This is a genomic window from Variovorax paradoxus (assembly GCF_902712855.1).
Lineage (GTDB): Bacteria > Pseudomonadota > Gammaproteobacteria > Burkholderiales > Burkholderiaceae_C > Variovorax > Variovorax paradoxus_Q.
The window spans coordinates 4,098,387-4,121,187 of the sequence record NZ_LR743507.1; the positions used below are offsets into that span (position 1 = coordinate 4,098,387).

At 67.9% G+C, this 22,801-nt stretch carries 24 protein-coding genes; 9 read left to right on the forward strand and 15 right to left on the reverse strand.

Going from position 1 to position 22,801, the window contains the following annotated elements:
• The first annotated feature begins 28 nt into the window (after window positions 1-28).
• Window positions 29-433: a hypothetical protein gene (locus tag AACL56_RS19055; RefSeq protein ID WP_339091376.1), complete on the forward strand. Its 405-nt coding sequence runs from the start codon at window positions 29-31 to the stop codon at window positions 431-433.
• Window positions 434-458: 25 nt separating this feature from the next.
• On the opposite strand, the gene ybaL is transcribed toward AACL56_RS19055, so the two are convergent.
• The 3 genes from ybaL to phbB form a co-directional block, all read right to left on the reverse strand.
• The gene (gene ybaL, locus AACL56_RS19060) at window positions 459-2,159 is read right to left on the reverse strand and encodes a YbaL family putative K(+) efflux transporter (protein WP_339091377.1); all 1,701 of its coding nucleotides are present in this window, start codon (window positions 2,157-2,159) and stop codon (window positions 459-461) included.
• A gap of 37 nt (window positions 2,160-2,196) precedes the next feature.
• Window positions 2,197-3,540, reverse strand: coding sequence for a dicarboxylate/amino acid:cation symporter (locus AACL56_RS19065; protein ID WP_339091378.1), 1,344 nt, complete (start codon window positions 3,538-3,540; stop codon window positions 2,197-2,199).
• Between the two features lie 126 nt (window positions 3,541-3,666).
• Entirely contained in the window at window positions 3,667-4,404 is a 738-nt protein-coding gene (gene phbB / locus AACL56_RS19070) for an acetoacetyl-CoA reductase (protein WP_339091379.1), read from the reverse strand.
• Between the two features lie 260 nt (window positions 4,405-4,664).
• On the opposite strand from phbB, the gene AACL56_RS19075 reads away from it, so the two are divergent.
• Both AACL56_RS19075 and AACL56_RS19080 read left to right on the forward strand, forming a co-directional pair.
• Window positions 4,665-5,315, forward strand: a complete 651-nt coding sequence (locus AACL56_RS19075; RefSeq protein ID WP_339091380.1) for a DJ-1/PfpI family protein — start codon at window positions 4,665-4,667, stop codon at window positions 5,313-5,315.
• Window positions 5,312-5,827, forward strand: a complete 516-nt coding sequence (locus AACL56_RS19080; protein WP_339091381.1) for a CinA family protein — start codon at window positions 5,312-5,314, stop codon at window positions 5,825-5,827. Before AACL56_RS19075 ends, AACL56_RS19080 begins: the two co-directional genes overlap by 4 nt.
• A gap of 22 nt (window positions 5,828-5,849) precedes the next feature.
• Here AACL56_RS19080 and AACL56_RS19085 read toward each other — a convergent pair whose 3' ends face one another.
• The 5 genes from AACL56_RS19085 to AACL56_RS19105 all read right to left on the reverse strand — a co-directional run bounded on the left by AACL56_RS19085 (window position 5,850) and on the right by AACL56_RS19105 (window position 11,157).
• On the reverse strand, window positions 5,850-6,854 hold the full coding sequence (locus AACL56_RS19085; protein WP_339091382.1) for a tripartite tricarboxylate transporter substrate-binding protein: 1,005 nt from the start codon (window positions 6,852-6,854) through the stop codon (window positions 5,850-5,852).
• Window positions 6,855-6,909: 55 nt separating this feature from the next.
• Window positions 6,910-7,782: an HpcH/HpaI aldolase/citrate lyase family protein gene (locus AACL56_RS19090; protein WP_339091383.1), complete on the reverse strand. Its 873-nt coding sequence runs from the start codon at window positions 7,780-7,782 to the stop codon at window positions 6,910-6,912.
• On the reverse strand, window positions 7,779-8,960 hold the full coding sequence (locus AACL56_RS19095) for a CaiB/BaiF CoA transferase family protein (protein ID WP_339091384.1): 1,182 nt from the start codon (window positions 8,958-8,960) through the stop codon (window positions 7,779-7,781). The genes AACL56_RS19090 and AACL56_RS19095 overlap by 4 nt, the downstream gene beginning before the upstream one ends.
• Window positions 8,961-9,267: 307 nt before the next feature.
• Entirely contained in the window at window positions 9,268-10,164 is an 897-nt protein-coding gene (locus AACL56_RS19100) for an FAS1-like dehydratase domain-containing protein (RefSeq protein WP_339091385.1), read from the reverse strand.
• Between the two features lie 18 nt (window positions 10,165-10,182).
• Window positions 10,183-11,157 (reverse strand): tripartite tricarboxylate transporter substrate binding protein, encoded by a 975-nt coding sequence (locus AACL56_RS19105; RefSeq protein WP_425337068.1) that lies wholly within the window; start codon window positions 11,155-11,157, stop codon window positions 10,183-10,185.
• Between the two features lie 168 nt (window positions 11,158-11,325).
• Here AACL56_RS19105 and AACL56_RS19110 point away from each other — a divergent pair, with 168 nt between their 5' ends.
• Window positions 11,326-12,240, forward strand: a complete 915-nt coding sequence (locus AACL56_RS19110) for a LysR family transcriptional regulator (protein WP_339091387.1) — start codon at window positions 11,326-11,328, stop codon at window positions 12,238-12,240.
• Window positions 12,241-12,690: 450 nt separating this feature from the next.
• Here AACL56_RS19110 and AACL56_RS19115 read toward each other — a convergent pair whose 3' ends face one another.
• Window positions 12,691-13,281 carry an NADPH-dependent FMN reductase gene (locus tag AACL56_RS19115; protein ID WP_339091388.1) on the reverse strand — a complete coding sequence of 197 codons (591 nt, stop codon included), beginning with the start codon at window positions 13,279-13,281 and terminating at the stop codon, window positions 12,691-12,693.
• A gap of 22 nt (window positions 13,282-13,303) precedes the next feature.
• Complete coding sequence (gene yghU, locus AACL56_RS19120; RefSeq protein ID WP_339091389.1) at window positions 13,304-14,191, reverse strand: glutathione-dependent disulfide-bond oxidoreductase; 888 nt, start codon at window positions 14,189-14,191, stop codon at window positions 13,304-13,306.
• Window positions 14,192-14,219: 28 nt separating this feature from the next.
• On the opposite strand from yghU, the gene AACL56_RS19125 reads away from it, so the two are divergent.
• Entirely contained in the window at window positions 14,220-14,852 is a 633-nt protein-coding gene (locus AACL56_RS19125; protein WP_339091390.1) for a glutathione binding-like protein, read from the forward strand.
• A 131-nt stretch (window positions 14,853-14,983) separates the two neighbouring features.
• Here AACL56_RS19125 and AACL56_RS19130 read toward each other — a convergent pair whose 3' ends face one another.
• Both AACL56_RS19130 and phaC read right to left on the reverse strand, forming a co-directional pair.
• The gene (locus AACL56_RS19130) at window positions 14,984-16,162 is read right to left on the reverse strand and encodes an acetyl-CoA C-acetyltransferase (protein WP_339091391.1); all 1,179 of its coding nucleotides are present in this window, start codon (window positions 16,160-16,162) and stop codon (window positions 14,984-14,986) included.
• Between the two features lie 182 nt (window positions 16,163-16,344).
• On the reverse strand, window positions 16,345-18,114 hold the full coding sequence (phaC, locus tag AACL56_RS19135) for a class I poly(R)-hydroxyalkanoic acid synthase (protein ID WP_339091392.1): 1,770 nt from the start codon (window positions 18,112-18,114) through the stop codon (window positions 16,345-16,347).
• 124 nt (window positions 18,115-18,238) lie between these two features.
• On the opposite strand from phaC, the gene AACL56_RS19140 reads away from it, so the two are divergent.
• Window positions 18,239-18,571 (forward strand): hypothetical protein, encoded by a 333-nt coding sequence (locus AACL56_RS19140; RefSeq protein WP_339091393.1) that lies wholly within the window; start codon window positions 18,239-18,241, stop codon window positions 18,569-18,571.
• Here the strand turns inward: AACL56_RS19140 and pgeF are convergent.
• From pgeF to AACL56_RS19155, 3 genes are read right to left on the reverse strand one after another with little or no spacing between them, the layout of a single operon-like run.
• Window positions 18,503-19,264, reverse strand: a complete 762-nt coding sequence (gene pgeF / locus AACL56_RS19145) for a peptidoglycan editing factor PgeF (RefSeq protein WP_339091394.1) — start codon at window positions 19,262-19,264, stop codon at window positions 18,503-18,505. The two genes, AACL56_RS19140 and pgeF, sit on opposite strands and share 69 nt — an antisense overlap.
• A 5-nt stretch (window positions 19,265-19,269) precedes the next feature.
• On the reverse strand, window positions 19,270-19,908 hold the full coding sequence (gene maiA, locus AACL56_RS19150; protein ID WP_339091395.1) for a maleylacetoacetate isomerase: 639 nt from the start codon (window positions 19,906-19,908) through the stop codon (window positions 19,270-19,272).
• Window positions 19,909-19,942: 34 nt separating this feature from the next.
• Window positions 19,943-20,860 (reverse strand): tetratricopeptide repeat protein, encoded by a 918-nt coding sequence (locus tag AACL56_RS19155; protein WP_339091396.1) that lies wholly within the window; start codon window positions 20,858-20,860, stop codon window positions 19,943-19,945.
• 101 nt (window positions 20,861-20,961) lie between these two features.
• Here AACL56_RS19155 and AACL56_RS19160 point away from each other — a divergent pair, with 101 nt between their 5' ends.
• The 3 genes from AACL56_RS19160 to AACL56_RS19170 are packed head-to-tail and all read left to right on the forward strand — an operon-like array spanning window position 20,962 to window position 22,735.
• Window positions 20,962-21,663, forward strand: a complete 702-nt coding sequence (locus AACL56_RS19160; protein ID WP_339091397.1) for a fumarylacetoacetate hydrolase family protein — start codon at window positions 20,962-20,964, stop codon at window positions 21,661-21,663.
• Between the two features lie 17 nt (window positions 21,664-21,680).
• Window positions 21,681-22,232: an NUDIX hydrolase gene (locus AACL56_RS19165; RefSeq protein WP_339091398.1), complete on the forward strand. Its 552-nt coding sequence runs from the start codon at window positions 21,681-21,683 to the stop codon at window positions 22,230-22,232.
• Window positions 22,233-22,249: 17 nt separating this feature from the next.
• Window positions 22,250-22,735: a CreA family protein gene (locus tag AACL56_RS19170; RefSeq protein WP_339091399.1), complete on the forward strand. Its 486-nt coding sequence runs from the start codon at window positions 22,250-22,252 to the stop codon at window positions 22,733-22,735.
• Window positions 22,736-22,801 lie beyond the last annotated feature (66 nt).

Genomic DNA, 22,801 nt, shown 5'->3' on the forward strand with positions numbered 1-22,801 from the left:
AGAACCTTTTCAGGACACAGGTGACAACATGAAGCGATTCATTCTGGAGCCCCGCATGCGGGCGACCATCGGCGGGGCCTTCTGCCCGACCGGCTGCTCGATCGTCATGTTCCCCGACCCGGCCGACGCCGACCACATCGGGCACCGGCTGATCGAAAAAGGCATGAGCGGCGACGAGGTCTACCTGCTGCCCGCGCAGGCGGTGCTGGCCGGGATCTCGCCGACGGTGAAGACCTCCGACGACCCGCTGCCCTCCGCCGGCACCGACGCGGCCACGGTGCGCGCCTATACCCGGCTGGCCCGCGAAGGCCATGCCTGCCTGCTGGTGAAGACCAGGGACGGTGCGGCGGCCGAACGGCTGATGGAGCTGGTGCGCACGGTGCCCTATTCCATCGCGCAGCGCTACCGCACGCTGGTGATCGAAGACCTCTGAAGGTGAAGAGGCCGGCGTCTTCGTGTCAGGCCGGCGCGGCCATGGAAACGGCGCGCTGCACCACGTCGCGCGCCATGGCCTGCGCCAGTTCGTGCTCGCCGAGGAACACCGTGGCCGAGGTCTCCTGCGTGAGCAGCTTCGCCTCGTGCTCGTTGTGACTGCGGATCACCGTCTGGATGGTGGGATTCAACGTGCGCGCGGTTTCCATCATCTGACGCACGTTCATGGCGTCGGGCGTGGCCACCACGAGCACGCGGGCGCGCGCGATGTGCGCCTGGATGAGCACGGCCGGATCGGCCGCGTCACCCCACACGGCGGGCGTGCCCGCTTCGCGCAGCTTCTCGACCAGCTCACGGTTTTGCTCGGCCACCACGTAGGGAATGTCGTGCGCGTCGAGCTCGGACGCGATGCGCCGCCCCACCCGCCCGTAGCCCACCAGCACCACCTGGCGCGACAGGTACCTGGCCTCGGTGGTCATCGGCAGCTCGGCCAGGGGGTCGTCCCGCGACTCCAGCCCGCGCGCGAACGATGAATGCGCGTGCAGCCACTTCTGCATCGGCCCGATCAGGCTGAACCACAGCGGGTTGGTGGCGATGGAAATGAGCGCGCCGGCCAGCACCAGGCTCTGTCCCTCCACCGGCAGCAGGCCAAGCGACACACCCAGGCCGGCCAGGATGAACGAGAACTCGCCGATCTGCGCCAGGCTGGCGCTCACCGTGAGCGCCGTGCCCAGCGGGTAACGGAACACCAGCACCAGCGCGCACGCCGCGAGCGACTTGCCCAGCACGATCACAAGCACCACCGCCAGCACCTGCAGCGGCCGCTCGATCAGCACCGAAGGGTCGAACAGCATGCCGACCGACACGAAGAACAGCACCGCGAAAGCGTCGCGCAGCGGCAGCGACTCCTGCGCGGCGCGATGGCTGAACTGCGACTCACGCATGACCATGCCGGCGAAGAACGCGCCCAGCGCGAACGACACGCCGAACAGCGCCGCGGACGCGAAGGCGATGCTCACCGCCGCGGCCACCACGCACAGCGTGAACAGCTCGCGCGAACCGGTGCGCGTGACCTGCCAGAGGATCCAGGGGAACACGCGGCGCCCCACCACCAGCATCAGCGCGACGAAGCCGCCCACCTGCAGCAGCGTGAGGCCGAGCGTCTGCCACAGCGGATCGGACGGGCCGGACTGCGCGCCGCCCAGCGTGCCTGCGAGCGGTGGCATCAGAACAAGCACCAGCACCATGGCCAGGTCCTCGACCACCAGCCAGCCGATGGCGATGCGCCCGGTGAACGAATCGAGGATGCCAAGGCTCTCGAGCGCTCGCAGCAGCACGACGGTGCTGGCCACCGAGAGCGCCAGCCCGAACACCAGCGCGGCACCCGGACTCCACCCCCACCACATGGCCAGCCCGCCGCCCAGCAACGTCGCCACGCCGATCTGCGCCAAGGCACCCGGCAACGCGATCTTGCGCACGGCCAGCAGATCGTCGAGGGAGAAATGAAGGCCCACGCCGAACATCAGCAGCATCACGCCGATCTCGGCGAGCTGGGCGGCGATGCCCGCGTCGGCCACGAAGCCCGGGGTGAAGGGGCCGATGATCACGCCGGCCAGCAGGTAGCCGACCAGCGCGGGCAGCCGCAGCCTGGCCGCCAGGAACCCGAACACGAGCGCCAGCCCGAGGCCGGCGGCGATCGTGTTGATGAGGGAAACGCTGTGGGGCATCGCTCCATTTTGCAGGAACGATGCCTACCCCTTCATGTCAGCCGGCCATCTTGCCGCCGCGCACCGCGTCGAGTGCCTCGGGGTCCTGCGCCTCGACCCAGGTCTCGTTGTTGAGCCCGGCCTGCAGGCGCTCCATGTCGAGTTCGTTGGTCCACTTGGCCACCACGATGGTGGCCACGCCGTTGCCGATGAGGTTGGTCAGCGCGCGCGCCTCGGACATGAAGCGGTCGATGCCGAGGATGAGCGCCAGCCCCGCCACCGGCACGTGGCCCACGGCCGACAGCGTGGCCGCCAGCACGATGAAGCCGCTGCCGGTGACGCCGGCCGCGCCCTTCGAGGTCAGCAGCAGCACGGCCAGCAGCGTGATCTCCTGCACCAGCGTCATCGGCGTGTTGGTGGCCTGCGCGATGAACACGGCCGCCATCGTCAGGTAGATCGAGGTGCCGTCGAGGTTGAAAGAGTAGCCCGTGGGGATCACCAGGCCCACGCAGGTCTTGTTGGCGCCCAGGTTCTCCATCTTCTCCATCATGCGAGGCAGCACCGATTCGCTGGACGACGTGCCCAGCACGATCAGCAGTTCTTCCTTGATGTACTTGATGAACTTCCAGATGCTGAAGCCATGGAACCTGGCGATGAGCCCCAGCACCACGAAGATGAACAGCAGGCAGGTCAGGTAGAACGTGCCCATCAGCTTGCCGAGCGAGAACAGGCTGCCCAGGCCGTACTTGCCGATGGTGAAGGCCATGGCGCCGAAGGCACCGATGGGTGCCAGCTTCATGATGTAGTTGACGATGCCGAAGAGCACGTGCGAGCCCTTCTCGATCACGTCGAACACCAACGTGCCGCGGCCGCCGAAGCGGTGCAGCGCGAAGCCGAACAGCACCGCGATCAGCAGCACCTGCAGGATCTCGCCCTTGGCGAAGGCATCGACCACCGTGTTGGGAATGATGTTCAGGATGAAGTCGACCGTGCCGGTCATCTTGCCCGGGCCGGTGTACGAGGCGATCGACTTGGTGTCGAGCGTGGCCGGGTCGACGTTCATGCCCGCGCCGGGCTGCAGCACGTTGACCAGCACTAGGCCGACCACCAGCGCGATGCTGCTGACCACCTCGAAGTACAGCAGCGCCAGGCCGCCGGTCTTGCCGACCTTCTTCATGTCCTCCATGCCGGCGATCCCCACCACCACCGTGCAGAAGATGATCGGCGCGATGATCATCTTGATCAGCTTGATGAAGCCGTCGCCCAGCGGTTTCATGGCCTCGCCGGCCGCCGGGTAGAAATGGCCCAGCAGCACGCCGATGATCACCGCGGTGATCACCTGGACGTAGAGGGAGCGATAGAGGGGGAGTTTCCTGGCAGGTGTGCTTGTTGTGTGTTCCATGAGTGCCTCCGGAGAAGATTGAAAACTTTAAGCCGGCCGTGCGTTCTTTCCATTCGTAGCTGCCACATTTCGGGCACAAAAAAACCCGCCGTGGCGGGTTTCGTGTTCAGGTTCGGGTCAGCATGCTCAGTGCATGTGCAGGCCGCCGTTGACCGAGAAGTCGGCACCGGTGCTGTAGCCGCCTTCGTCCGTGGCGAGCCACGAAATGATCGAAGCGATCTCGCTCGGCTCGCCCAGGCGCTTGACCGGGATGGTGGCCACGATCTTGTCGAGCACTTCCTGGCGGATGGCCTTGACCATGTCGGTGCCGATGTAGCCCGGGCTCACGGTGTTCACCGTGACGCCCTTGCTGGCGAGCTCCTGTGCCAGGGCCATGGTGAAGCCATGCATGCCGGCCTTGGCGGCCGAGTAGTTGGTCTGGCCGGCCTGGCCCTTGGCGCCATTCACCGAGCTGATGTTGATGATGCGGCCCCAGCCGTTTTCGACCATGTCGCCCACCACCTGCTTGGTGACGTTGAACATGCTGTTGAGATTGGTCTCGATGACCGCGCTCCAGTCTTCGGGCGTCATCTTGAGGAACATGCGGTCCCGCGTGATGCCTGCGTTGTTCACCAGCACGTCGATGGCGCCGTGCGCGGCCTTCGCGGCGGAGAAGGCTTCGACGGTGGATTGCCAGTCGCCGACATTGCCGACGGACGCGTGGAACTCGAAGCCTGCGGCTTTCTGTTCGGCGAGCCACTTGGTGTAGTCGCGCGTCGGGCCGCAACCGGCGACCACGGTGAACCCGTCCTTGTGCAGGCGTTGGCAGATGGCTGTTCCGATGCCACCCATGCCCCCGGTGACATATGCAACTTTCTTGCTCATGAGATTTCCTTTATGTACATAGCAAAAGCCTGAACGGCCGCCTTCACTCTAGCGAGTTTCGAGCCACGGCCCCTCTGAGGAAAACACTGAGCCAAGCTTGCAACCAGCTGTCACGAAGCGGCCCGCGCATCCGGCCTCTGTCTTCTCGTTTGTACTCCCACTTCGGCCCGGGTTCCACCTCGCGTGTACGCTCTTGCAGGTGTCATCACGGCGCCATCTGCCCGTCGTTGCAACGACCGTTGACCAAGGAGTTCGAAAGTATGAGTTTCGGAATCATCGTGTTTCCCGAGGTCGAGGAACTCGACTTCGTCGGCCCCTGGGAAATGCTGACCATGTGGAGCAAGCTGGCCGGCGGCCCTGCGAACTGCCTCATCGTCGCCGAGAAGCGCGAGCCGGTGTCTTGCGCGAAGGGGTTGTCGATCAATCCGCACGTCTCGTTCGCCGAGTGCCCGCCGCTGGACTACCTGCTCGTGCCCGGCGGCATGGGCACGCGCCGCGAGGTCGACAACCCGGCCATGACGCGCTTCCTGGCCGACCAGGCACCCGGCTGCAAGGCGCTGCTGTCGGTGTGCACCGGCGCGTTCGTGCTGCACGCGGCCGGCCTGCTCTCGGGCCGCACCGCCACCACGCACTGGGCGTCGCTCGATCGGCTGCGCGCGCTCGGCGACGTGAAGGTGGTGGAGCAGCGCTTCGTGCAGGACGGCAACGTCTGGACCTCGGCGGGCGTCTCGGCCGGCACCGATCTGATGCTCGCCTTCATCGCCCACACCGCCGGCGAGGAAGCCGCCGCCAAGGTGCAGCTGCAGGCCGAGTACTACCCGGCCGACACGGTATACGGCAGTACCGCGAGCCACGAGCGCGCGCCGGCGTACGTGAAGCGCCCCAGCCAGGCTTCCGGCAGCGCGGCATGAGCACCTTGCCCGTGCCCGCGCTCGAGCCGCTCGCCGCACTCGCCGCCCGCGTGGGCGAAACGCTGCGCGCGCGCGGGCAGACGGTGTCGGTGGTCGAATCGTCGGCCGGCGGCCTGGTGTCGGCCGCGCTGCTCGCCGTGCCGGGTGCATCGGCCTACTTCCGCGGTGGCGCGGTCGTCTATTCGCGTCGCGCGGGCCGTGCGCTGCTCGGCCTGACCGCCGAGGACATGGCCGGCCTGCGCGGCGAGACCGAACCCTACGCCCGCCTCGTCGCGGGCCGGGTGCGCGACACCCACCACACGACCTGGGGCATCAGCGAGAGCGGCGCGGCCGGCCCAGCGGGCAGTCCGTACGGCGACGCGCCGGGCCATGTGTGCCTGGCGGTCGTCGGCGCGGTCACGGTGAGCCGCACCATCGAGAACGGCGACACCGACCGCCCGAGAAACATGGAAGTGTTCGCGCGGCAGCTGCTCGCGCTGTTCGACGAGACACTGCGGGCATCGCCCGCCTGACGCGCCGGACACACCGGGGCGCTCAGTCCGCCTGCACCCCGGCCGCGCGGATCACCTTGCCCCACTTGTCGACCTCCGCCGCAAGGTGCGTGCGAAGGCTCTCGGGCGTCTGCCTGTCGATCGGCACGATCTCGGAACTGAGCTCGGCCAGCCGATGTTTGACCATCTCGTCCTGCAGGCCGGCACGCAAGGCGACGTTGAGTTTCTCGATCACCGCCGGCGGCGTGCCCTTGGGCGCATAGATCCCGTGCCACACCTTCACGTCGAAGCCCTTCAGACCCTGCTCGTCGAGCGTGGGAATGTTCGGCATGCTCGACAGCCGCTTCGGCGTGGTCACGCCGAACACCTTCACGCGGTTGCCGTCCTTGATGACCGGCGCGGTCTGCGTGGTCTGGTCGCACAGCAGGTCGACCTGGCCGCCCATCAGGTCGTTGAGCGCCGGGCCCGCCCCCTTGTAGGGCACGGTCGTGAGCTGCACCCCGATCTGGTTCATGAAGAGCAGCCCGCACAGCTGCGACACCGCGCCCACGCCCGCATTGGCCAGCGTCACCTTGTCCTTGTTGGCCTTCACGTAGGCCAGCAGTTCGGGGTAGGTGCTGGCCGGAAAGTCCTTGCGCGACAGCAGCGTCATCGGCACGTCCAGCACCTGGCCGACGTATTCGAAGTCCTTCAGCGGGTCGTAGTTGAGCTTCTTGTAGAGCGCGGGCGCGGTGGCCATGCCCATGTGGTGGATCAGGATCGTGTAGCCGTTGGGCGCCGCCTTGGCCACGCGCGTGGGCGCAATCGTGCCGCCCGCGCCCACCGTGTTCTCGACGATCACCGTCTGGCCCAGCGACTTGCCCATGGGAATCGCGAGCATGCGCGCCACCACGTCGGTCGGACCGCCTGCCGAGTACGGCACCACCATCGTGATGGGCTTGTCGGGCCATGCGGCCTGCGCGGACGCCGGCGCCTGGACGACCAGCAGGCCGGCGCTGGCCGCGGCGGCCAGCAGGGTCTTCGATTTCCAGTTCTTCGATGCTTTCACTTCTTTGTCTCCTTCTTTGGGTTCTGGGCTGTCTTCTGTCTACCTATCTATTCGTTCATCGACCAGGCGGAATGCCATCGAGCGCGAGCAGCCGTTCGGCCAGCCGCACCACGGGCGCGTCGACCATGCGGCCGTCCAGGCTGACGACACCGCCACCCGAGACGCGGATCGCCTCGACCACGCGGCGAGCCCAGGCCAGCTCTTGCACGCTTGGCCCCAGGCCGGCCTGCACCGGTGCGACCTGGTCGGGGTGGATGCACAACTTGGCGCCGAAGCCGCCGCGACGCGCGCGCGCGGTGTCGGCAGCAAGCCGCGCGGCGTCGCGCCAGTCGGGGGTGACGCCGTCGATGGGCGCCGGCAGTTCGGCCCGGCGCGAGGCCAGCAGCAACGCGAGGCGGACCGGCACGAGCTCGGCTTCGTCGGGCCCGCAGGCCAGCCCGAGGTCGGCCTGGAAATCGAGGTTGCCGAAGGCCAGCCGCAGCACCTGCGGCGCCGCCGCCATCGCGTCCACCGCGGCCAACCCGGCGGCCGACTCGACCAGCGGCACGAGCACACCCGTCGGCCCCAGGGCCTGCGCGACGCGCGCCAGATCCGACGCGCGCTCGGCCTTGGGCAGCACCACGCCGGCGATCAGGCCCTGCGCCACGAGCGCGGCGGCTTGCGCGCAGTCGTCGTTGTGCCACGGCGTGCCGGCGGCATTCACGCGCACCAGCAGGCGTGCACGCTGGGGCGGCGCCAGCGCGGCGAACGAGGCCGCAAGCTGCGCTCGCGCCGCGGTCTTGCGCTCGGGCGCCACGGCGTCCTCGAGATCGACGATCACGCCGTCCGCGCCGGTGGCCAGCGCACGGGCGTGGCGCTCCGGGCGGTCGGCGGGAACGAAGAGAAACGCGCGTGCCAGGGCCAGCCCAGCCAGCGGTGCAACGCTCATACTGCCTTCGCCTTGCGCAGCGCATCGATCTGCGCGTCGCTGCGGCCCAGCGTGCGCAGGATGGCCTCGGTGTGCTCGCCGACCGCCGGGATCGGGTCCATGCGGTAGTCGAAGGCGCTCTGGCGCCCCGCCGGCAGCAGCGCCGGGATTTCGCCTGCCGGCGAGCCCACCTGGCGCCAGCGCTCGCGCGCCTGCAGCTGCGGATGCGCCCACAGCCCGGCCATGTCGTTCATGCGCGCATTGGCGATCTGCGCCGCGTCGAGCCGCTCCAGCACCTGCGCCGTGCTCAGCGCGCCGAAGGTCTCCACGATGATCGCGCGCAGCGCCTCGCGGTGCTCGTTGCGCCGTGCGTTGCTGTCGAAGCGCGCGTCGGTCGCGAGCCCCGCCTGCAGCAGCACCTTGTCGCAGAAGACGCGCCATTCGCGCTCGTTCTGCAGGCCCAGCATCACCGTGCCGCCGTCGCCTGCCGGGAACGGTCCGTACGGGTAGATGGTGGCGTGCGAGGCCGCGCTGCGCGGCGGCGGCGGCGCACCGTCGTAGGCGTAGTACATCGGGTAGCCCATCCACTCGGCGAGCGACTCCAGCATCGACACGTCGATGTGCGAGCCCTTGCCCGTCCTGCCCCGCTGCAGCAGCGCGGCCAGGATGCCGGTGTACGCGTACATGCCGGCCGCGATGTCGGCGATGGAGTTGCCCGACTTGCACGGGTCGCCGGGCGTGCCCGTGACCGAGAGGAATCCGGCCTCGCTCTGGATCAGCAGGTCGTACGCCTTCTTGTCGCGGTACGGGCCGTCGTCGCCATAGCCCGAGATGTCGCACACGATCAGGCGCGGATGCTTCGCCTGCAGCGCCTCCGCGCCGAGCCCCATGCGCGCTGCGGCGCCGGGTGCGAGGTTCTGCACCAGCACGTCGGCATCGGCCAGCAACTCTTGCAGCACGTCGAGCGCAGCGGGCTGCTTCAGGTCGAGCGTCAGGCTTTCCTTGGATCGGTTGACCCACACGAAATGCGAGGCCTCGCCGGCCACGCGAGCGTCGTAGGCACGCGCGAAGTCGCCCGCCCCGGGGCGCTCCACCTTGATGACGCGCGCGCCGAGATCGGCGAGCTGGCGCGTGCAGAACGGCGCGGCAATGGCGTGTTCGAGCGAGATGACGGTGATGCCGTCGAGCGGTCTGGTCATGCCTTGGGTTTTCCTCTCAGTGATCCATTGCTTTCTTCACCAGCCACGACGCAAGAAACCGCCATGGCCGGGCCTCGCATCCCGGGGGCGAGCCAGGGACACCACGGAGCCGGCTTTGCCGGGCCGCAGGTGTCGCGCCCGGCAGGGGGAAGGAGAAGCGACACGAAGTGCGCGCACCCCGGGGGGCGAGTCCAGAAACACCGCGGAACCGGCTTCGCCGGGCCGCAGGTGTTGCCCCCGGTAGGGGGAAGGAGAAGCGACACGAAGTGCGCGCATCCTGGGGGCGAGCCTCATCCTGCGGCGAGCCTCAGACCACCGCCGTGGCCTGCATCGTGAGCCAGCCATCGGCGTCTTCGGCCCACAGGCTGAAGGTCTTGCCGTCGGAGCTTCCTTCGGCCGGCTTGCCGTGCACGCGGAACGGCGCGATGTCGAAGGTCGGCCGCACCGCGCGGAACTCGAAGCGCGTGAGCCGCGCGCCCGGCACGTGGCGCCGCAGCAGGTCGACCAGCAAGGTCGCGATCAGCGGGCCATGCACGATCAGGCCCGGATAGCCCTCGACCTGCGTCACGTAGCGGCGGTCGTAGTGGATGCGATGGCCGTTGAAAGTGAGCGCCGAATAGCGGAACAGCAGCACGTCGTCAGGCACGATGTCGCGGCTGAAGGCCGCATCCTTCGGCGCGGGCGTGGGTGGCGGCCCGGATTCGCCGGGCTGCGCCGCGGCGCGATAGACGATGTCGTGCTCCTCGGTCAGCGCCAGCCCGCGCTCGTTGCGCACCTCGTGGCGCACCAGCACGAACACCAGTTCGCCAGTGCGGCCTGCCTTGTGCTTCACCGACGCGATGGTCGAGGTGCGCTCGACCTTGTCTCCGACCTGCAGCGGGTTGCCCGGCTCCCACGCGAGCCGCCCGCCGGCCCACATGCGGCGCGGCAGCGGCACGGGCGGCAGGAAGCCGCCGCGCCTGGCGTGACCGTCCTCGCCGATTTCCGACTGGCGGTGATGCGGCAGGAAATAAAGCCAGTGCCACAGCGCGGGTAGCGGCGTGCCGGCGGCCGGCAGCGGATCGTCGCGGTCCAGCGTGGCGGACAGCGCGCGCAGGGGCGCGGCGGTGATGTCGTCGGCCAGCGTTTCACGGCGGCCTTGCCAGGCCTGAAGCGTTGACAGCGCTTCCGTGTCGATCAGGGTTGCGGGTGTGTTCTCGTTCATGGGGTGCTTCGTCGTCGTTCAGTCGACCGCGGCGCCGGAGGCCTTGACGATCCGCGCCCACTTGGCGAGGTCGTCCTGCAGCAGCGCCGCGAACTGTTCGGGGGTGGCGGGCGCGGCCATCTCCACGCCCTGCTGGTCGAGCTTGTCGCGCAGGTCCTTCGAGGCCAGCGCCTTGCGCGTGGCGTCCTGCAGGGTGGCCAGCACGTCGGCCGGCACGCCGGCGGGTGCGAACAGGCCGATCCACAGCGTGCCGTTGTAGCCGGGCACGGCCTCGGCGATGGTGGGCACGTCGGGCAGCACGGGCGAGCGCCTGTCGCCGCTCACGGCCAGCGCGCGCAGCTTGCCGGCCTTGATGTGCGCCAGCGCCGACGGCAGGCTCGCGAACACGATCGGCAGCTGACCGCCCAGCACGTCGTTGAGCGCAGGCGCCACGCCCTTGTACGGGACGTGCTGCAGCGAGAGGCCGGCCATGCTGTTCAGCATTTCGCCGAGCAGGTGGTTGAGCGTGCCGTTGCCGGCCGAGGCGTACTGGTAGTCGGCGCCCTTCTGCCGCGCGAGCTTCAGGAACCCGGCGAGATCCTTCGCCGGGAAGGAGGGGTTCACCAGCAGCACATTGGGCACCGCGCCGACGAGGCCCACCGGCTTGAAGTCCTTCACCGGGTCGAAGCCCGGGTTCCTGTAGAGCGCGGGGTTGATCGCCTGGCTGCTGCTGATGGTCATGAGCAGCGTGTAGCCGTCCTTCGGACCCTTGGCCACCAGTTGCGTGCCGATGTTGCCGCCAGCGCCGGGACGGTTGTCGACCACGACGCTGGCGTTGTGCATCACCTCGCCGAGCTTCTGGCCCACGAGGCGCCCGACGATGTCGTTGGTGCCGCCCGCGGCCTGCGGCACCACGAGCGTGACGGGGCGCGAGGGATAGGTGTCGGCACGTGCGGGGGCGGCCTGCACCAGCGCCGCCGCAGCGGCCAGGACCGCGAGCGCGAAGGTCCGCAGTGCTTTGCCGGACGGGCAACGGACTTTCAATCCGGTGCTTGCTGTTCTGTGTCGTGTCTCCATGGCTGCATGGTCGAGCGCCCTCCCCCATCGCGCAATCTGCGATTTCAGAACCCCGTCTTCCGCAATTCCGAAGGCTCCGGTCTGCCCGCGGCCTACCATCGCCCGATGCTCTTCGACCTGACCGACCTTCGCCTGTTCGTGGCCGCAGCCGAACTCGGCAACCTCACGCGCGCCGCGGAGCGCCAGCATCTGTCGCTGGCCGCGGCGAGCGCGCGCATCAAGGCGCTGGAGTCGCAGGCCGGACTGCAGCTGCTGCAGCGCGAGGCGCGCGGCGTGCGGCTGCTGCCACCCGGCGAGGCGTTCCTGCATCACGCGCGGCTGGTGCTGCACCAGACCGAGCAGTTGCGCGCCGACCTGCTCGAGTACGGCGGCGGCCTGCGCGGCCACCTGCGCGTGTTCGCCAACACCACGGCAGTGACCGACTTCCTGCCGGAGATCCTGCCGGGCTTTCTGGCGCACAACCCGCGCATCAATGTCGACCTTCAGGAAAAACCGAATGCTCAGATCCCGCGCGGCGTGCTCGACGGGCGCGCCGACATCGGTATCGTCGCGGGCCGGGTCGACACGCTGGGGCTGGAGTCGATCCACTTCAGCACCGACCGGCTGGTGCTTGTCACGTCGCGCAGGCATCGCTTCGCGAAGCGCCGGCAGATCTCGTTCGCCGAGACGCTCGACGAGGACGCCATCGGCATGCAGCAGGGCAGCACGCTGCAGGCCTTCCTGGCGCAGATCACCGACAACCTGGGCAAGCGGCAGAAGCTGCGCATCCAGCTCGGCAGCTTCGACGCCATGTGCCGGATGATCGGCAGCGGCGTGGGCATCGGGGTGGTGCCGGAGTCGGCGGCGCGGCGCAACCAGGAAAGCATGCAGCTTGCGCTGATCGACCTCGGCGATGCATGGTGCGTGCGCGAGCGCTACCTGCTCGTGCGCAACCGGGCCTCGCTGCCGGTCTATGCACAGGCGCTGGTCGACACCTTGTGCCGCCACTACGCCGGGCAGCAGGCCGAAGCGTGGAACTAGCCGCTGCTACATAAAAACAGGCACTTGGGGCTGTTTGCTGAACAACTCCCTGTCCATCCCCATTTCCCGTGGACAACTTTGGGGGTAACTCATGAGGAGCCTTGTAAAACACACATAAGTTGTTGTTTCATAAGGGTATTCCTTAGTTTGCTCAAATTTTGAGCGGTGAACAACCCAGGCGGCCGAAATGATGCGATTCGGGGTGGCAAGCCCTGCAAGGAATACTTTCTCGCAATATTCAAGCGGCAAAAAGCAGCGTCGGCTCAGCCACTTGGCCTTGAATCATGGAAAACCCCATGTCGTCCCCACTTTCAGTGCACAACTTTGGGGATAACTCATGAGAAGCCTTGTAAAAGCGCCGCAAGTCGTTGTTTTACAAAGGAATTAATTACGTTGCCCAAAATTTGGGCGGTGAACAACGCGTCACGCTCGACCCTGAAGTCGCATCCTTCAATACGGCGGTGGATTGCGCTCGCGCTGCGCGCGCGCCGCCTCGGTCCACCAGGCCAGGTCGTCAGCGAAGCGGCCGAACGAGCGCTCGAGCGACTCGCCAGCGGCGCCGGTCGGATTGGCATCGGCGTCCAGCGTCTGCGAGATGGGTCCCACGGCCAGCGTGCTCGACACCACGACCATGCCCATCTCCGAGAGGATCGAATGCCACACGGTGCCCGAGCGCACGCCCGAGAAGCGCCCCGCCGAATAGCTGGCCACCGCGGCCGGCCGCCAGAACCACTCCTCGAGGAAGTGATCGGTGAGGTTCTTCAAGCCCGGCTGCGGGCCCCAGTTGTATTCGCCGGTGACGAAGATGAAGGCGTCGGCCGCGCGAATCTTCCCGGCCAGGGCTTCCATGGCCGCGGGCGCGGTGCCCTTCGGATATTCCTTGTACATGCGGTCGAGCATCGGCAGGCCGACCTCCTTCGCATCGATGAGTTCCGCGTCATCGCCGCGCGCGCGCAACGCGGCGACGATGTAGTCCGCCAGGCGCACGCCCATGCGGCCGGAGCGGTAGGAACCGTAGAAGACCAGGATCCTGTCGCTCATGGGCCGGCTCCTCGCGGTTCGTTCAGGTCGGTGTCTCGAGCTTGTCCTGCGTGCGGGTCTCGAAGTCGCTTGCGTCGTGCCGCTCGCGCAGCTGACTCGACTCCTGCCCCCAGGCGCGGTTGACCATGCGACCGCGCTGCACCGCCGGGCGCTGCGCGATCTCGTCGGTCCAGCGCAGCACGTTCCTGTACTCGCCCACCTGCAGGAACTCACCCGCTTCGTACAGCTGGCCCTTGGCGAGCGTCCCGTACCAGGGCCACACCGCCATGTCGGCGATGGTGTAGTCGTCGCCAGCAAGGTAGCGGCTTTGCGCGAGGCGGCGGTCGAGCACGTCGAGCTGTCGCTTCACCTCCATGGCGAAGCGATCGATGGCGTATTCGATCTTGCTGGGCGCATAGGCATAGAAGTGGCCGAAGCCGCCGCCCAGGTACGGCGCGCTGCCCATCTGCCAGAAGAGCCACGACAGGCACTCGGCGCGCTTCGCACGATCGGCCGGCAGGAAGGCACCGCCGAACTTCTCGGACAGGTACTGCAGGATCGCGCCGGACTCGAAGACGCGCACGGGCGTGGGTTCGCTGCGGTCGAGCAGCGCGGGGATCTTGGAATTCGGGTTCACCGCCACGAAGCCGCTGCCGAACTGGTCGCCCTCGCTGATGCGGATCAGCCAGGCGTCGTACTCGGCGCCGGCGTGGCCCAGCGCCAGCAGTTCCTCGAGCATCACCGTCACTTTCACGCCGTTGGGCGTGGCAAGCGAATAGAGTTGCAGCGGATGCTTTCCCACCGGCAGATCCTTGTCGTGGGTAGCACCCGCGATCGGGCGATTGATGTTCGCGAAACGGCCGCCGCTTTCCTTGTTCCAGGACCAGACGGTGGGCGGCGTGTAGACGCCATCGGGGGTCGTGCCATTCATGCAATGCGTTCCAGGAGTTGAACAGGCGATGAACATTCTCTACGACTGCGCCACGGCGCCGAGTCCGCGGCGCGCGCGCATCCTGCTTGCCGAAAAGGGCATTGCGCACGAGACCGTGCAGGTCGACCTCGTCCGTGGTGAGCAACTGGGCAACGCCTACCGCGAGATCAATCCGCAATGCACGGTGCCCGCGCTTCGCACGGAAGAAGACGGCCTGCTGACCGACAACGCCGCCATCGCGGCCTGGGCGGAAGCACGCCATCCCGAGCCGCCGCTGATGGGCATCACGCCGCGCGAGAAAGCGGAGGTTGCCAGCTGGAACTGGCGCATCGAGTTCGAGGGCCTGCTGGCGATTGCCGAGACGCTGCGCAACGGCTCGCCGGCCATGGCCGACCGTGCGCTGCCCGGCCCGGTGAACTACGCGCAGATCCCCGAGCTGGCACAGCGCGGACGGGCGCGTGTCGAGCAATTCTTCGAGACGCTGAATGAGCAGCTGGCCGGCCGCGAGTTCATCGTCACCGACCGGTTCAGCATTGCCGACATCACCGCGGTGGTGGCGGTGGACTTCGCCCGCGTGGTGCGGGTCAAGCCCGGGGAACAGCACCCCGAGCTGCTGCGCTGGCGCGCGGCGATGGCGCAGCGACCGTCGATGTCGCGATAGGCGGCTTGGAGAACGTGCGAAGAAAGCGTCGCGAGCGCCCCGAGGTCGTATCGAGGACCGGAACCGTACCCAGGTACGGTGAGGACCGCAGATGCGAGATCGGGGTGCGCAGCAGCTTTATTCGCGCCTTCTCAGCGCTCGATGGTCAGCGCCACGCCCATGCCGCCGCCGATGCACAGCGACGCAATGCCCTTCTTGGCGTTCTGGCGCTGCATTTCGTGCAGCAGCGTCACCAGGATGCGGCAGCCGGACGCGCCGATGGGGTGGCCGATGGCAATCGCGCCACCGTTGACGTTGACCTTGTTCACGTCCCAGCCCATTTCCTTGTTCACGGCGCAGGCCTGCGCTGCGAAGGCTTCGTTGATTTCCAGCAGGTCGAGGTCGGCGGCCTTCCAGCCGGCGCGCTGCAGCGCCTTCGTCGACGCGGGCACCGGGCCCATGCCCATGATGGCGGGGTCGAGGCCGGCGGTGGCGTAGCTGGCGATGCGGCCCAGCGGCTTCAGGCCGAGCGCGGCGGCCTTCTTGGCCGTCATGACCATCACGGCGGCGGCGCCGTCGTTCAGGCCCGAGGCATTGCCCGCGGTCACGCCGCCGGCCTTGTCGAAGGCGGGACGCAGGCCGGCCAGGCCTTCGGCGCTGGTCTTGCGGTTGATGAACTCGTCCTTGTCGAAGACGACCGGGTCGCCCTTCTTCTGCGGGATGCTCACCGAGACGATCTCGTCCTTGAACTTGCCGGCGTCCTGCGCGGCGGCGGCCTTGGTCTGGCTGGCGAGGGCGAGCTCGTCCTGGGCGGCGCGGTCGATGCCGAACTTCTTGGCCACGTTCTCGGCGGTGATGCCCATGTGGTACTGGTTGTAGACGTCCCACAGGCCGTCCACGATCATGGTGTCGACCATCTTCCAGTCGCCCATGCGCTGGCCGTTGCGCGAGTTGGGCAGCACGTGCGGCGCCATGCTCATGTTCTCCTGGCCGCCGGCGATGACGATCTCGCTGTCGCCCGTGGCCACGGCCTGGGCGGCCAGCATCACGGCCTTCAGGCCCGAGCCGCACACGGCGTTGATGGTGAGCGCCGGCGTTTCCTTGGTGCCGCCGCCCTTCAGCCATGCCTGGCGCGCGGGGTTCTGGCCGGCACCTGCCGCAAGCACCTGGCCCATGATGGCCTCGCCGACCTGGTCGGCGGTGAGGTTGGCACGCGCAATCACTTCCTTGATGACGATGGCGCCGAGCTCGGTGGCCGGAATGCCGGCGAGCGAGCCGCCGAACTTGCCAACCGCCGTGCGCGCAGCCGAAACGATGACGATGTCTTCCATGAGGTTCTCCGTTGAAGTGACTGATTTAAAAAGTGTGCACCCAGGTTCAGGCGCGAGTCTTATTCAGCAAGAGCCCGGCCCGTAAACACCGCGGAACCGGCTCTGCCGGGCCGCTGGTGTTGCCCCCTGCAAGGGGGTTGGCGGCCACACGCCGTGCGCAAGCCTGGGGTGTGCCATGTTCTTCAGGCCTTGGCCTTGACGTAGCGGCCCGGCGCCGGCTCGATGGCCTTGTAGGCCTTGCCGTTGCCGTAGCCCTTGGGCGCCGGGATCTGCTTGCCCGCATTGCCCTTGAGCCATTGTGCCCAGTCGGTCCACCAGCTGCCGGGATGCTCCTGCGCGCCGCTCAGCCATTCGGCCTGCGAGCGGGGAAACTTGCCGTCTTCGCGGATCCAGTGGCTGCGCTTTTTCTTGGCAGGCGGGTTGATCACGCCGGCGATGTGGCCCGACGCGCCCATCACGAAGCGCTTCTTGCCCGGCAGCAACTGGGTGGACGCGTAGGCGCCGCCGATGGGCACGATGTGGTCTTCGCGCGAACCGTAGATGTAGGCCGGGATGTCGATGCTGCCCAGGTCGACCTTCTGGCCGCACACGGTGAGCGCATTGGGCTTGGCCAGCTTGTTCTCGTGGTACGTGTTGCGCAGGTACCAGGCGTAGAACGGACCCGGCAGGTTGGTGGCGTCGCTGTTCCAGTACAGCAGGTCGAAGGGCGGCGGGGTCTCGCCCTTCAGGTAGTTGCCCACCACGTAGTTCCACACCAGGTCGTTGGGCCGCAGGAAGCTGAAGGTCGAGGCCAGGTCGCCGCCGGGCAGCAGGCCGCCCTTGCCGAGCTGCATCTCGCGGTAGGCCACCATCTGCTCGTCGACGAAGATGTCGAGGATGCCCGTGTCGCTGAAGTCGAGGAAGGTGGTCAGCAGCGTGACCGATGCGGCCGGCTTCTCGCCGCGCGCCGCGAGCACGGCCAGCGCGGTGCTCAGGATGGTGCCGCCCACGCAGAAGCCCAGCGTGTTGATCTGCTTGCTCCCGGTGATTTCCTGCACCGTGTGGATCGCCTTGATGGCGGCGTTCTCGATGTAGTCGTCCCAGGTGGCCTGCTCCATCGACGCGTCGGGGTTGCGCCAGCTCACGACGAACACGCGGTGGCCCTGCTCGTTCGCATAGCGGATCAGCGAGTTCTCGGGCTGCAGGTCGAGGATGTAGAACTTGTTGATGCAGGGCGGCACCAGCAGGAACGGCCGCTCGTACACCTTGGCAGTGAGCGGCTTGTACTCGAGGAGCTGGAAGTAGTCGTTCTCGAAGACCACCGCACCCTCGGTGGTGGCCACGTTGCGGCCGACCTCGAAGGCGCTCTCGTCGGTCATGCTGAGGTGGCCCTGCTTCACGTCGTTCAGCAGGTTCTGGATGCCCCTGGCGATGCTCTCGCCCTGCGTGTCGATGGCCTTCTTCTGGGCTTCCACGTTGAGGGCGAGCGAGTTGCTCGGCGACGAGGCGGCCATCCACTGCTCGACCGCGAAGCGCAGCCGAGCCCTGGTTTTCTCGTCGGCGTCGACGGCCTCGGCCATGCTCAGCACGGTGCGGCCGTTGAGCAGATACACGGCGGCCGAGAACGCCGACAGCGGGTTGCTGCCCCAGGCTTCGCCGGCGAAGCGCTTGTCGCCCTCGGGCCTGGCGCCGAAGCCCTGGCGCCAGAGTTCGGTGGCGTCGGCCATGTACTGCTGCTGGATCGACTGGAGCTTCTCGGGGGCGATCGAAAACCTGGGCAGCTCGGGCATCTTCATGCCGTTGGCAAGCCCGGGCATCGAGGGCATTTCCCACAGCGGCGTACCGCCCGGACTGAAGGCCGAAGCCCCTCGTGCGGCGGACTGCTGGAACGACTCCAGCGCCTTGCTCCATCCCTCGGTCAGTGCCTGCTGGAAGGGCGCGAACGCATCGGCCCCCGTGGGTTGCTTCATCATGTCTCCTGGTCCTCGCCTGAATCGATCCGGATGGCTTGCGTGTTTTGAGTATCCTGCATTCACAAGGCACTCACAACGCTTCGTCCCGCAGACCCGCCCGTTCACTTACCAACTGAAACTTCTCGTGTTCATCCATCTGATCGTCATCGGCTGGCTGTATGTCGTCGTGATGATGGCCGTTGCCGAAGCCACCAACACCACGGGCACGGTGCTGGGCGCCATCTTCACATTTCTTTTGTACGGATTGGGTCCGGTCGCACTGGTGGTTTACCTGATGGGTGCGCCGGGGCGCCGCCGCGCGGCGAAGCAGCGCGAGGCCGAGGCGCAGGAGGCCGCCCGTGAGGCCGCAGCGCAGGCGGCACGCAAGCCGGGCACAGGCGTTGCCGCCTCAGGCCTTCCAGACCAGGGCGGCGAAGCGCCCGCTGACGCCGTCGCGCCGGTGCGAAAAGAACCGTGAACGGTTGGCGACGGTGCACCACGCGTCGCTGCCGTCGTTGCCATGCACCGACGCGATGCCCACGGCATTCAGCCGCTGTCGCGCCAGCGCGGGCAGGTCGGCCAGCCATTTGCCGGGGGCGCGTGCCAGCTTGAAGCAGGACGCGGCCTCGGGGGCATGCGCCTCGAACGCGGCCTTGACCTCCGGACCGACCTCGAAGGCCTCGGGGCCGATGCAGGGCCCCAGCCATGCGATGACGCGCGGCGCGCCCTCTTCCGCTGCGAATGCCCTGGCCGTCTGCTCCAGCACCCCGCCGGCCAGGCCGCGCCAGCCGGCGTGCGCTGCGGCCACGCGGTGGCCGGCCTCGTCGGTGAAAAGCACGGGCAGGCAATCGGCCACCATGATCGTGCAGGCCAGGCCGGCGGCCGTGGCGGTGCAGGCATCGGCCGCAGTGCCGTCGTGCACTGCGTCGTGTGCGGCATCGAGCGCCACCACGCCGACGCCGTGGACCTGCTGCAGGAAGACGGGACGCGCAGCGATGGCGGTGCGCAGGCGGCCGCGATTCGCGGCGACATGCGCCGGGTCGTCGCCCACATGGTCACCGAGGTTGAGGCTCTCGTAGCGCCCCTGCGACACGCCGCCCTCGCGCGTGGTGCACACGGCCCGCACGTTCGGCGGTGCGGGCCATTGCGGCACGAGCCAGCGCTCGTTCATGCGCTTCAGGCTTCCGCGTCGGGTGCCTGGGAAGGCTGCGCGCGCTGGAAGGCGTCGAGCTCCATGCAGGCCTCGAAGGCGGCCATGCTGCGCGGCAGGCCGCTGAAGTCGCAGTCGAAGCGGCGGCCATTGAAGATCTGCGGCACCAGGCAGCAGTCGGCCAGCGTCGGCGTGTTGCCGTAGCAGAACCTGCCGGCCGGGTGCTGCGCCAGCTGGCGCTCGAAGGCCAGCATGCCGTCGCGCACCCAGTGGCGGTACCAGGTGTTCTTGGCCTCTTCGTCGAGCTTCAGGTCCTTCACGAGGTACTTGAGCACGCGCAGGTTGTTCAGGGGATGGATCTCGCAGGCGATGGACTGCGCCAGCGCGCGCACGTGGGCGCGGCCCACCGGGTCGCCCGGCAGCAGTGCCGGCTCGGGATGCGTCTCGTCGAGGTACTCCATGATGGCCAGCGATTGCGAGAAGCGTTCGCCTTCGTCCTCGAGCAGCGGCACCAGCATGTCGGCCGAGATGGCGGAGTAAGGGCCGGTGCGGTGTTCGCCGCGTGCGATGTGCACCGGGATGTACTCGTAGTCGAGGCCCTTCAGGTTCAGGGCGATGCGCACGCGGAACGAGGAAGAGGAGCGGAAATAGTTATGCAGCTTCATGATTTTCCAAGCATAGCGTTCCTTGGCTCGGGCTTCAGCACCGGGGTGAAGCCTGCAGCACGCAGCGGAAGTCGTGCAGCGAGGCATCGGTCGAGACGCCTGCGCGCCATTCGTCGAGGACGCGGCGCACGGCCGATTCGTCGCGCGTGGCGATGCCGAGCCGCCACGGGCCCATCGCGCCCGGAATCTCTTCGGGACCATGGTCGTGCTGGCCCTCCCCATAAGGACGGCCCTCGGAGCAGGCGCGGCACAGCAGCTGCATGCTGGTGCTCCAGTTCTCGGCGCCGGCGTCGCCCGCCTCGAGGCGCCGGATGAGCGCATCGATGTCGTCGCTGACGGCGTTGCCGATGGACACCTCGTAGGTCGAGTAGTCCGACGGCGCGATGAGTTCGAGCGCATCGAACACCGGCACTTCGCGGTCGCCGCGCTGGCGGTAGCCGTTGGCCGCGCCGTCGTGCAGCACCAGGTCGCCGTAGCGGTGGCCGCTGGCCGGCGTGGGCACGTTGCGCAGGATGGCGCGGGCCGGGTCGATGCGGTCGGCCCACACCACCTCGCTGGCCTCGCCGCCATGCACGCGGATCGGCGTGAGGCCGACGAAGTAGTCGACCGGGCCGTCGCCGTCGGGCACGCCGATGCCGTATTGCCGCCAGGCGCGCCGCGCCGTGGCCCAGTCGCCGAGCGCGGTCGCGGCGATGCCCAGGTTCCAGATGGCGCCCTGGTTCTGCGGATCGCACTCGACGGCGCGGGCGTTGGCCTGCAGCGAGGCGGCCCAGTCGCCGCGGTACTTGTGGATCAGGCCGGCGTTGTACCAGGGCACGGCCCAGTACGGATGGACGGCGCTGGCCCGTGCGTAGGCCTCGAGCGCGCCGTCCTGGTCGCCGTCGTCGTCGCGCTGGCGACCGAGTTCATTGAGGGCGGTGGCCTTGCCGGCCTTGCCGAATCGGATGGGCATGGTGGAAACGATGAGATGCGCAGGGCGTCTATTGTGAGCCTGCCGCCTCTGGCACACTGCCGGCTTCCCGCTCTCGTTTCGTTCAAAAAGGACACGTCGCAATGGCTTCCGAGTTCGTCTTCGCCCCGCCCGCCACCGTTTCGGTTCCCGTGGCCGGCCAGCCCGCCCGCTTCCCGGTGCACCGCATCTACTGCGTGGGCCGCAACTACGAAGAGCACGCCAAGGAAATGGGCTTCACCGGCCGCGAGCCGCCCTTCTTCTTCATGAAGCCGGCCGACGCGCTGGTGGTGGTCGACGCCGGCCAGACCGGCACCATGGCCTACCCCTCGCTGACCAAGAACCTGCACCACGAGATCGAACTCGTGGTGGCCATCGGCACCGGCGGCAAGAACATCCTGGCGGCCGACGCCCACAAGCACATCTACGGCTACGCGGTCGGCCTCGACATGACGCGCCGCGACCTCCAGAACGAGATGAAGAAGCAGGGTCGCCCCTGGGACATCGGCAAGAGCTTCGAGCAGAGCGCGCCCATCGGCCCGATCGTGCCCGTGGCACAGGCCGGCGATGCCGAGAAGGCGGAGATCTCGGTGCAGGTGAACGGCACCGACCGCCAGCGCAGCAACGTGAGCAAGCTGATCTGGAACGTGGCCGAGACCATCGAGCACCTCTCTGCCGCCTGGGAGCTGCAGCCCGGCGACCTGATCTTCACCGGCACGCCCGAAGGCGTGGCTGCCGTCGTTGCAGGCGACACGCTCGTGGGCGAAGTGGCGGGCCTGCCCACGCTGACCGTCAAGGTCGTCTGAAGACGGCGGCCGGTTTCATGCTCCTGCGCGTTCCCATCAAGCACTGCAAGAACTGCGGCACCGCGGTGGTCTACCGCGTGCCCGACGACGGCGACACCAAGCAGCGCGCGGTGTGCCCGGCCTGCCACACCATCCACTACGAGAACCCGCTGAACGTGGTGGGCACGATCCCGGTCCTGGGCGACAAGGTGTTGCTGTGCAAGCGCAACATCGAGCCGCGCTGGGGCAAGTGGACGCTGCCGGCCGGCTTCATGGAACTCGAGGAAACCACCGCCCAGGGCGCGGCCCGCGAGACCGACGAGGAGGCCGGAGCCAACTACGTGATGGAGGGCCTGTTCGCCGTCATCAGCGTGGTGCGCGTGGGCCAGGTCCACCTGTTCTACCGCGCCCGGCTGCTCGACGACAAGTTCGACCCCGGCCACGAGACCATCGAGGCGAAGCTCTTCACCGAGGAAGAAATTCCCTGGGACGAGATCGCCTTCCGCACGGTGCGCGAAACGCTCGAGCACTATTTCGAAGACCGGCGGCGCGGCAGTTTCGACCGCGTCCACACCATCGACATCGTTTGAACCCGCAACAAGCCGCCATGACCCTCCGCCCCCGCATTCTTCTCCACGCAGCATGCGGCCTCGGGCTCGCCCTGGCCGCCTCGGCGCACGCGGAAGTCGTGGGCGACGTCGACACCGCCTTCAAGCTCATCGGCCCCGACCACAAGATCGTGGTGGAAGCCTACGACGACCCCAAGGTGAGCGGCGTGACCTGCTACGTGTCGCGCGCCAAGACCGGCGGCATCAAGGGCGCGGTGGGCCTGGCCGAGGACAAGGCCGAGGCCTCCATCGCCTGCCGCCAGGTCGGCCCGGTCTCGGTCACGCAGCCGCTGCCCAAGCGAGAGGAGGTCTACAGCGAGCGGCTGTCGATTCTCTTCAAGCGCCTGCGCGTGGTGCGCATGGTGGACCCCAAGCGCAACACGCTGGTCTACCTGACTTACTCCGACCTGCTGATCGACGGCTCGCCCAAGAACAGCATCACCGCGGTGCCGATCGACCGCGGCACGCCGATCCCGCTCAAGTAGCCGGCTGCAAGCCCCTGGCCGCACAAAGGCCCCTTCCGTGGCGGTTGCTCTTTCACGCAGCGCCGT

Bases quoted from the DNA above. Each gene is read 5' to 3' on its own strand.
- AACL56_RS19065 (WP_339091378.1), bottom strand. From the start codon at position 3,540: ATGGAACACACAACAAGCACACCTGCCAGGAAACTCCCCCTCTATCGC.
- maiA (WP_339091395.1), bottom strand. From the start codon at position 19,908: ATGAAGCTGCATAACTATTTCCGCTCCTCTTCCTCGTTCCGCGTGCGC.
- AACL56_RS19115 (WP_339091388.1), bottom strand. From the start codon at position 13,281: ATGAGCGACAGGATCCTGGTCTTCTACGGTTCCTACCGCTCCGGCCGC.
- AACL56_RS19075 (WP_339091380.1), top strand. From the start codon at position 4,665: ATGAGTTTCGGAATCATCGTGTTTCCCGAGGTCGAGGAACTCGACTTC.
- AACL56_RS19080 (WP_339091381.1), top strand. From the start codon at position 5,312: ATGAGCACCTTGCCCGTGCCCGCGCTCGAGCCGCTCGCCGCACTCGCC.
- AACL56_RS19160 (WP_339091397.1), top strand. From the start codon at position 20,962: ATGGCTTCCGAGTTCGTCTTCGCCCCGCCCGCCACCGTTTCGGTTCCC.
- AACL56_RS19130 (WP_339091391.1), bottom strand. From the start codon at position 16,162: ATGGAAGACATCGTCATCGTTTCGGCTGCGCGCACGGCGGTTGGCAAG.
- AACL56_RS19090 (WP_339091383.1), bottom strand. From the start codon at position 7,782: ATGAGCGTTGCACCGCTGGCTGGGCTGGCCCTGGCACGCGCGTTTCTC.
- ybaL (WP_339091377.1), bottom strand. From the start codon at position 2,159: ATGCCCCACAGCGTTTCCCTCATCAACACGATCGCCGCCGGCCTCGGG.
- phaC (WP_339091392.1), bottom strand. From the start codon at position 18,114: ATGATGAAGCAACCCACGGGGGCCGATGCGTTCGCGCCCTTCCAGCAG.
- yghU (WP_339091389.1), bottom strand. From the start codon at position 14,191: ATGAATGGCACGACCCCCGATGGCGTCTACACGCCGCCCACCGTCTGG.
- AACL56_RS19125 (WP_339091390.1), top strand. From the start codon at position 14,220: ATGAACATTCTCTACGACTGCGCCACGGCGCCGAGTCCGCGGCGCGCG.
- AACL56_RS19100 (WP_339091385.1), bottom strand. From the start codon at position 10,164: ATGAACGAGAACACACCCGCAACCCTGATCGACACGGAAGCGCTGTCA.
- AACL56_RS19170 (WP_339091399.1), top strand. From the start codon at position 22,250: ATGACCCTCCGCCCCCGCATTCTTCTCCACGCAGCATGCGGCCTCGGG.
- AACL56_RS19165 (WP_339091398.1), top strand. From the start codon at position 21,681: ATGCTCCTGCGCGTTCCCATCAAGCACTGCAAGAACTGCGGCACCGCG.
- AACL56_RS19055 (WP_339091376.1), top strand. From the start codon at position 29: ATGAAGCGATTCATTCTGGAGCCCCGCATGCGGGCGACCATCGGCGGG.
- AACL56_RS19155 (WP_339091396.1), bottom strand. From the start codon at position 20,860: ATGCCCATCCGATTCGGCAAGGCCGGCAAGGCCACCGCCCTCAATGAA.
- AACL56_RS19095 (WP_339091384.1), bottom strand. From the start codon at position 8,960: ATGACCAGACCGCTCGACGGCATCACCGTCATCTCGCTCGAACACGCC.
- AACL56_RS19110 (WP_339091387.1), top strand. From the start codon at position 11,326: ATGCTCTTCGACCTGACCGACCTTCGCCTGTTCGTGGCCGCAGCCGAA.
- pgeF (WP_339091394.1), bottom strand. From the start codon at position 19,264: ATGAACGAGCGCTGGCTCGTGCCGCAATGGCCCGCACCGCCGAACGTG.
- phbB (WP_339091379.1), bottom strand. From the start codon at position 4,404: ATGAGCAAGAAAGTTGCATATGTCACCGGGGGCATGGGTGGCATCGGA.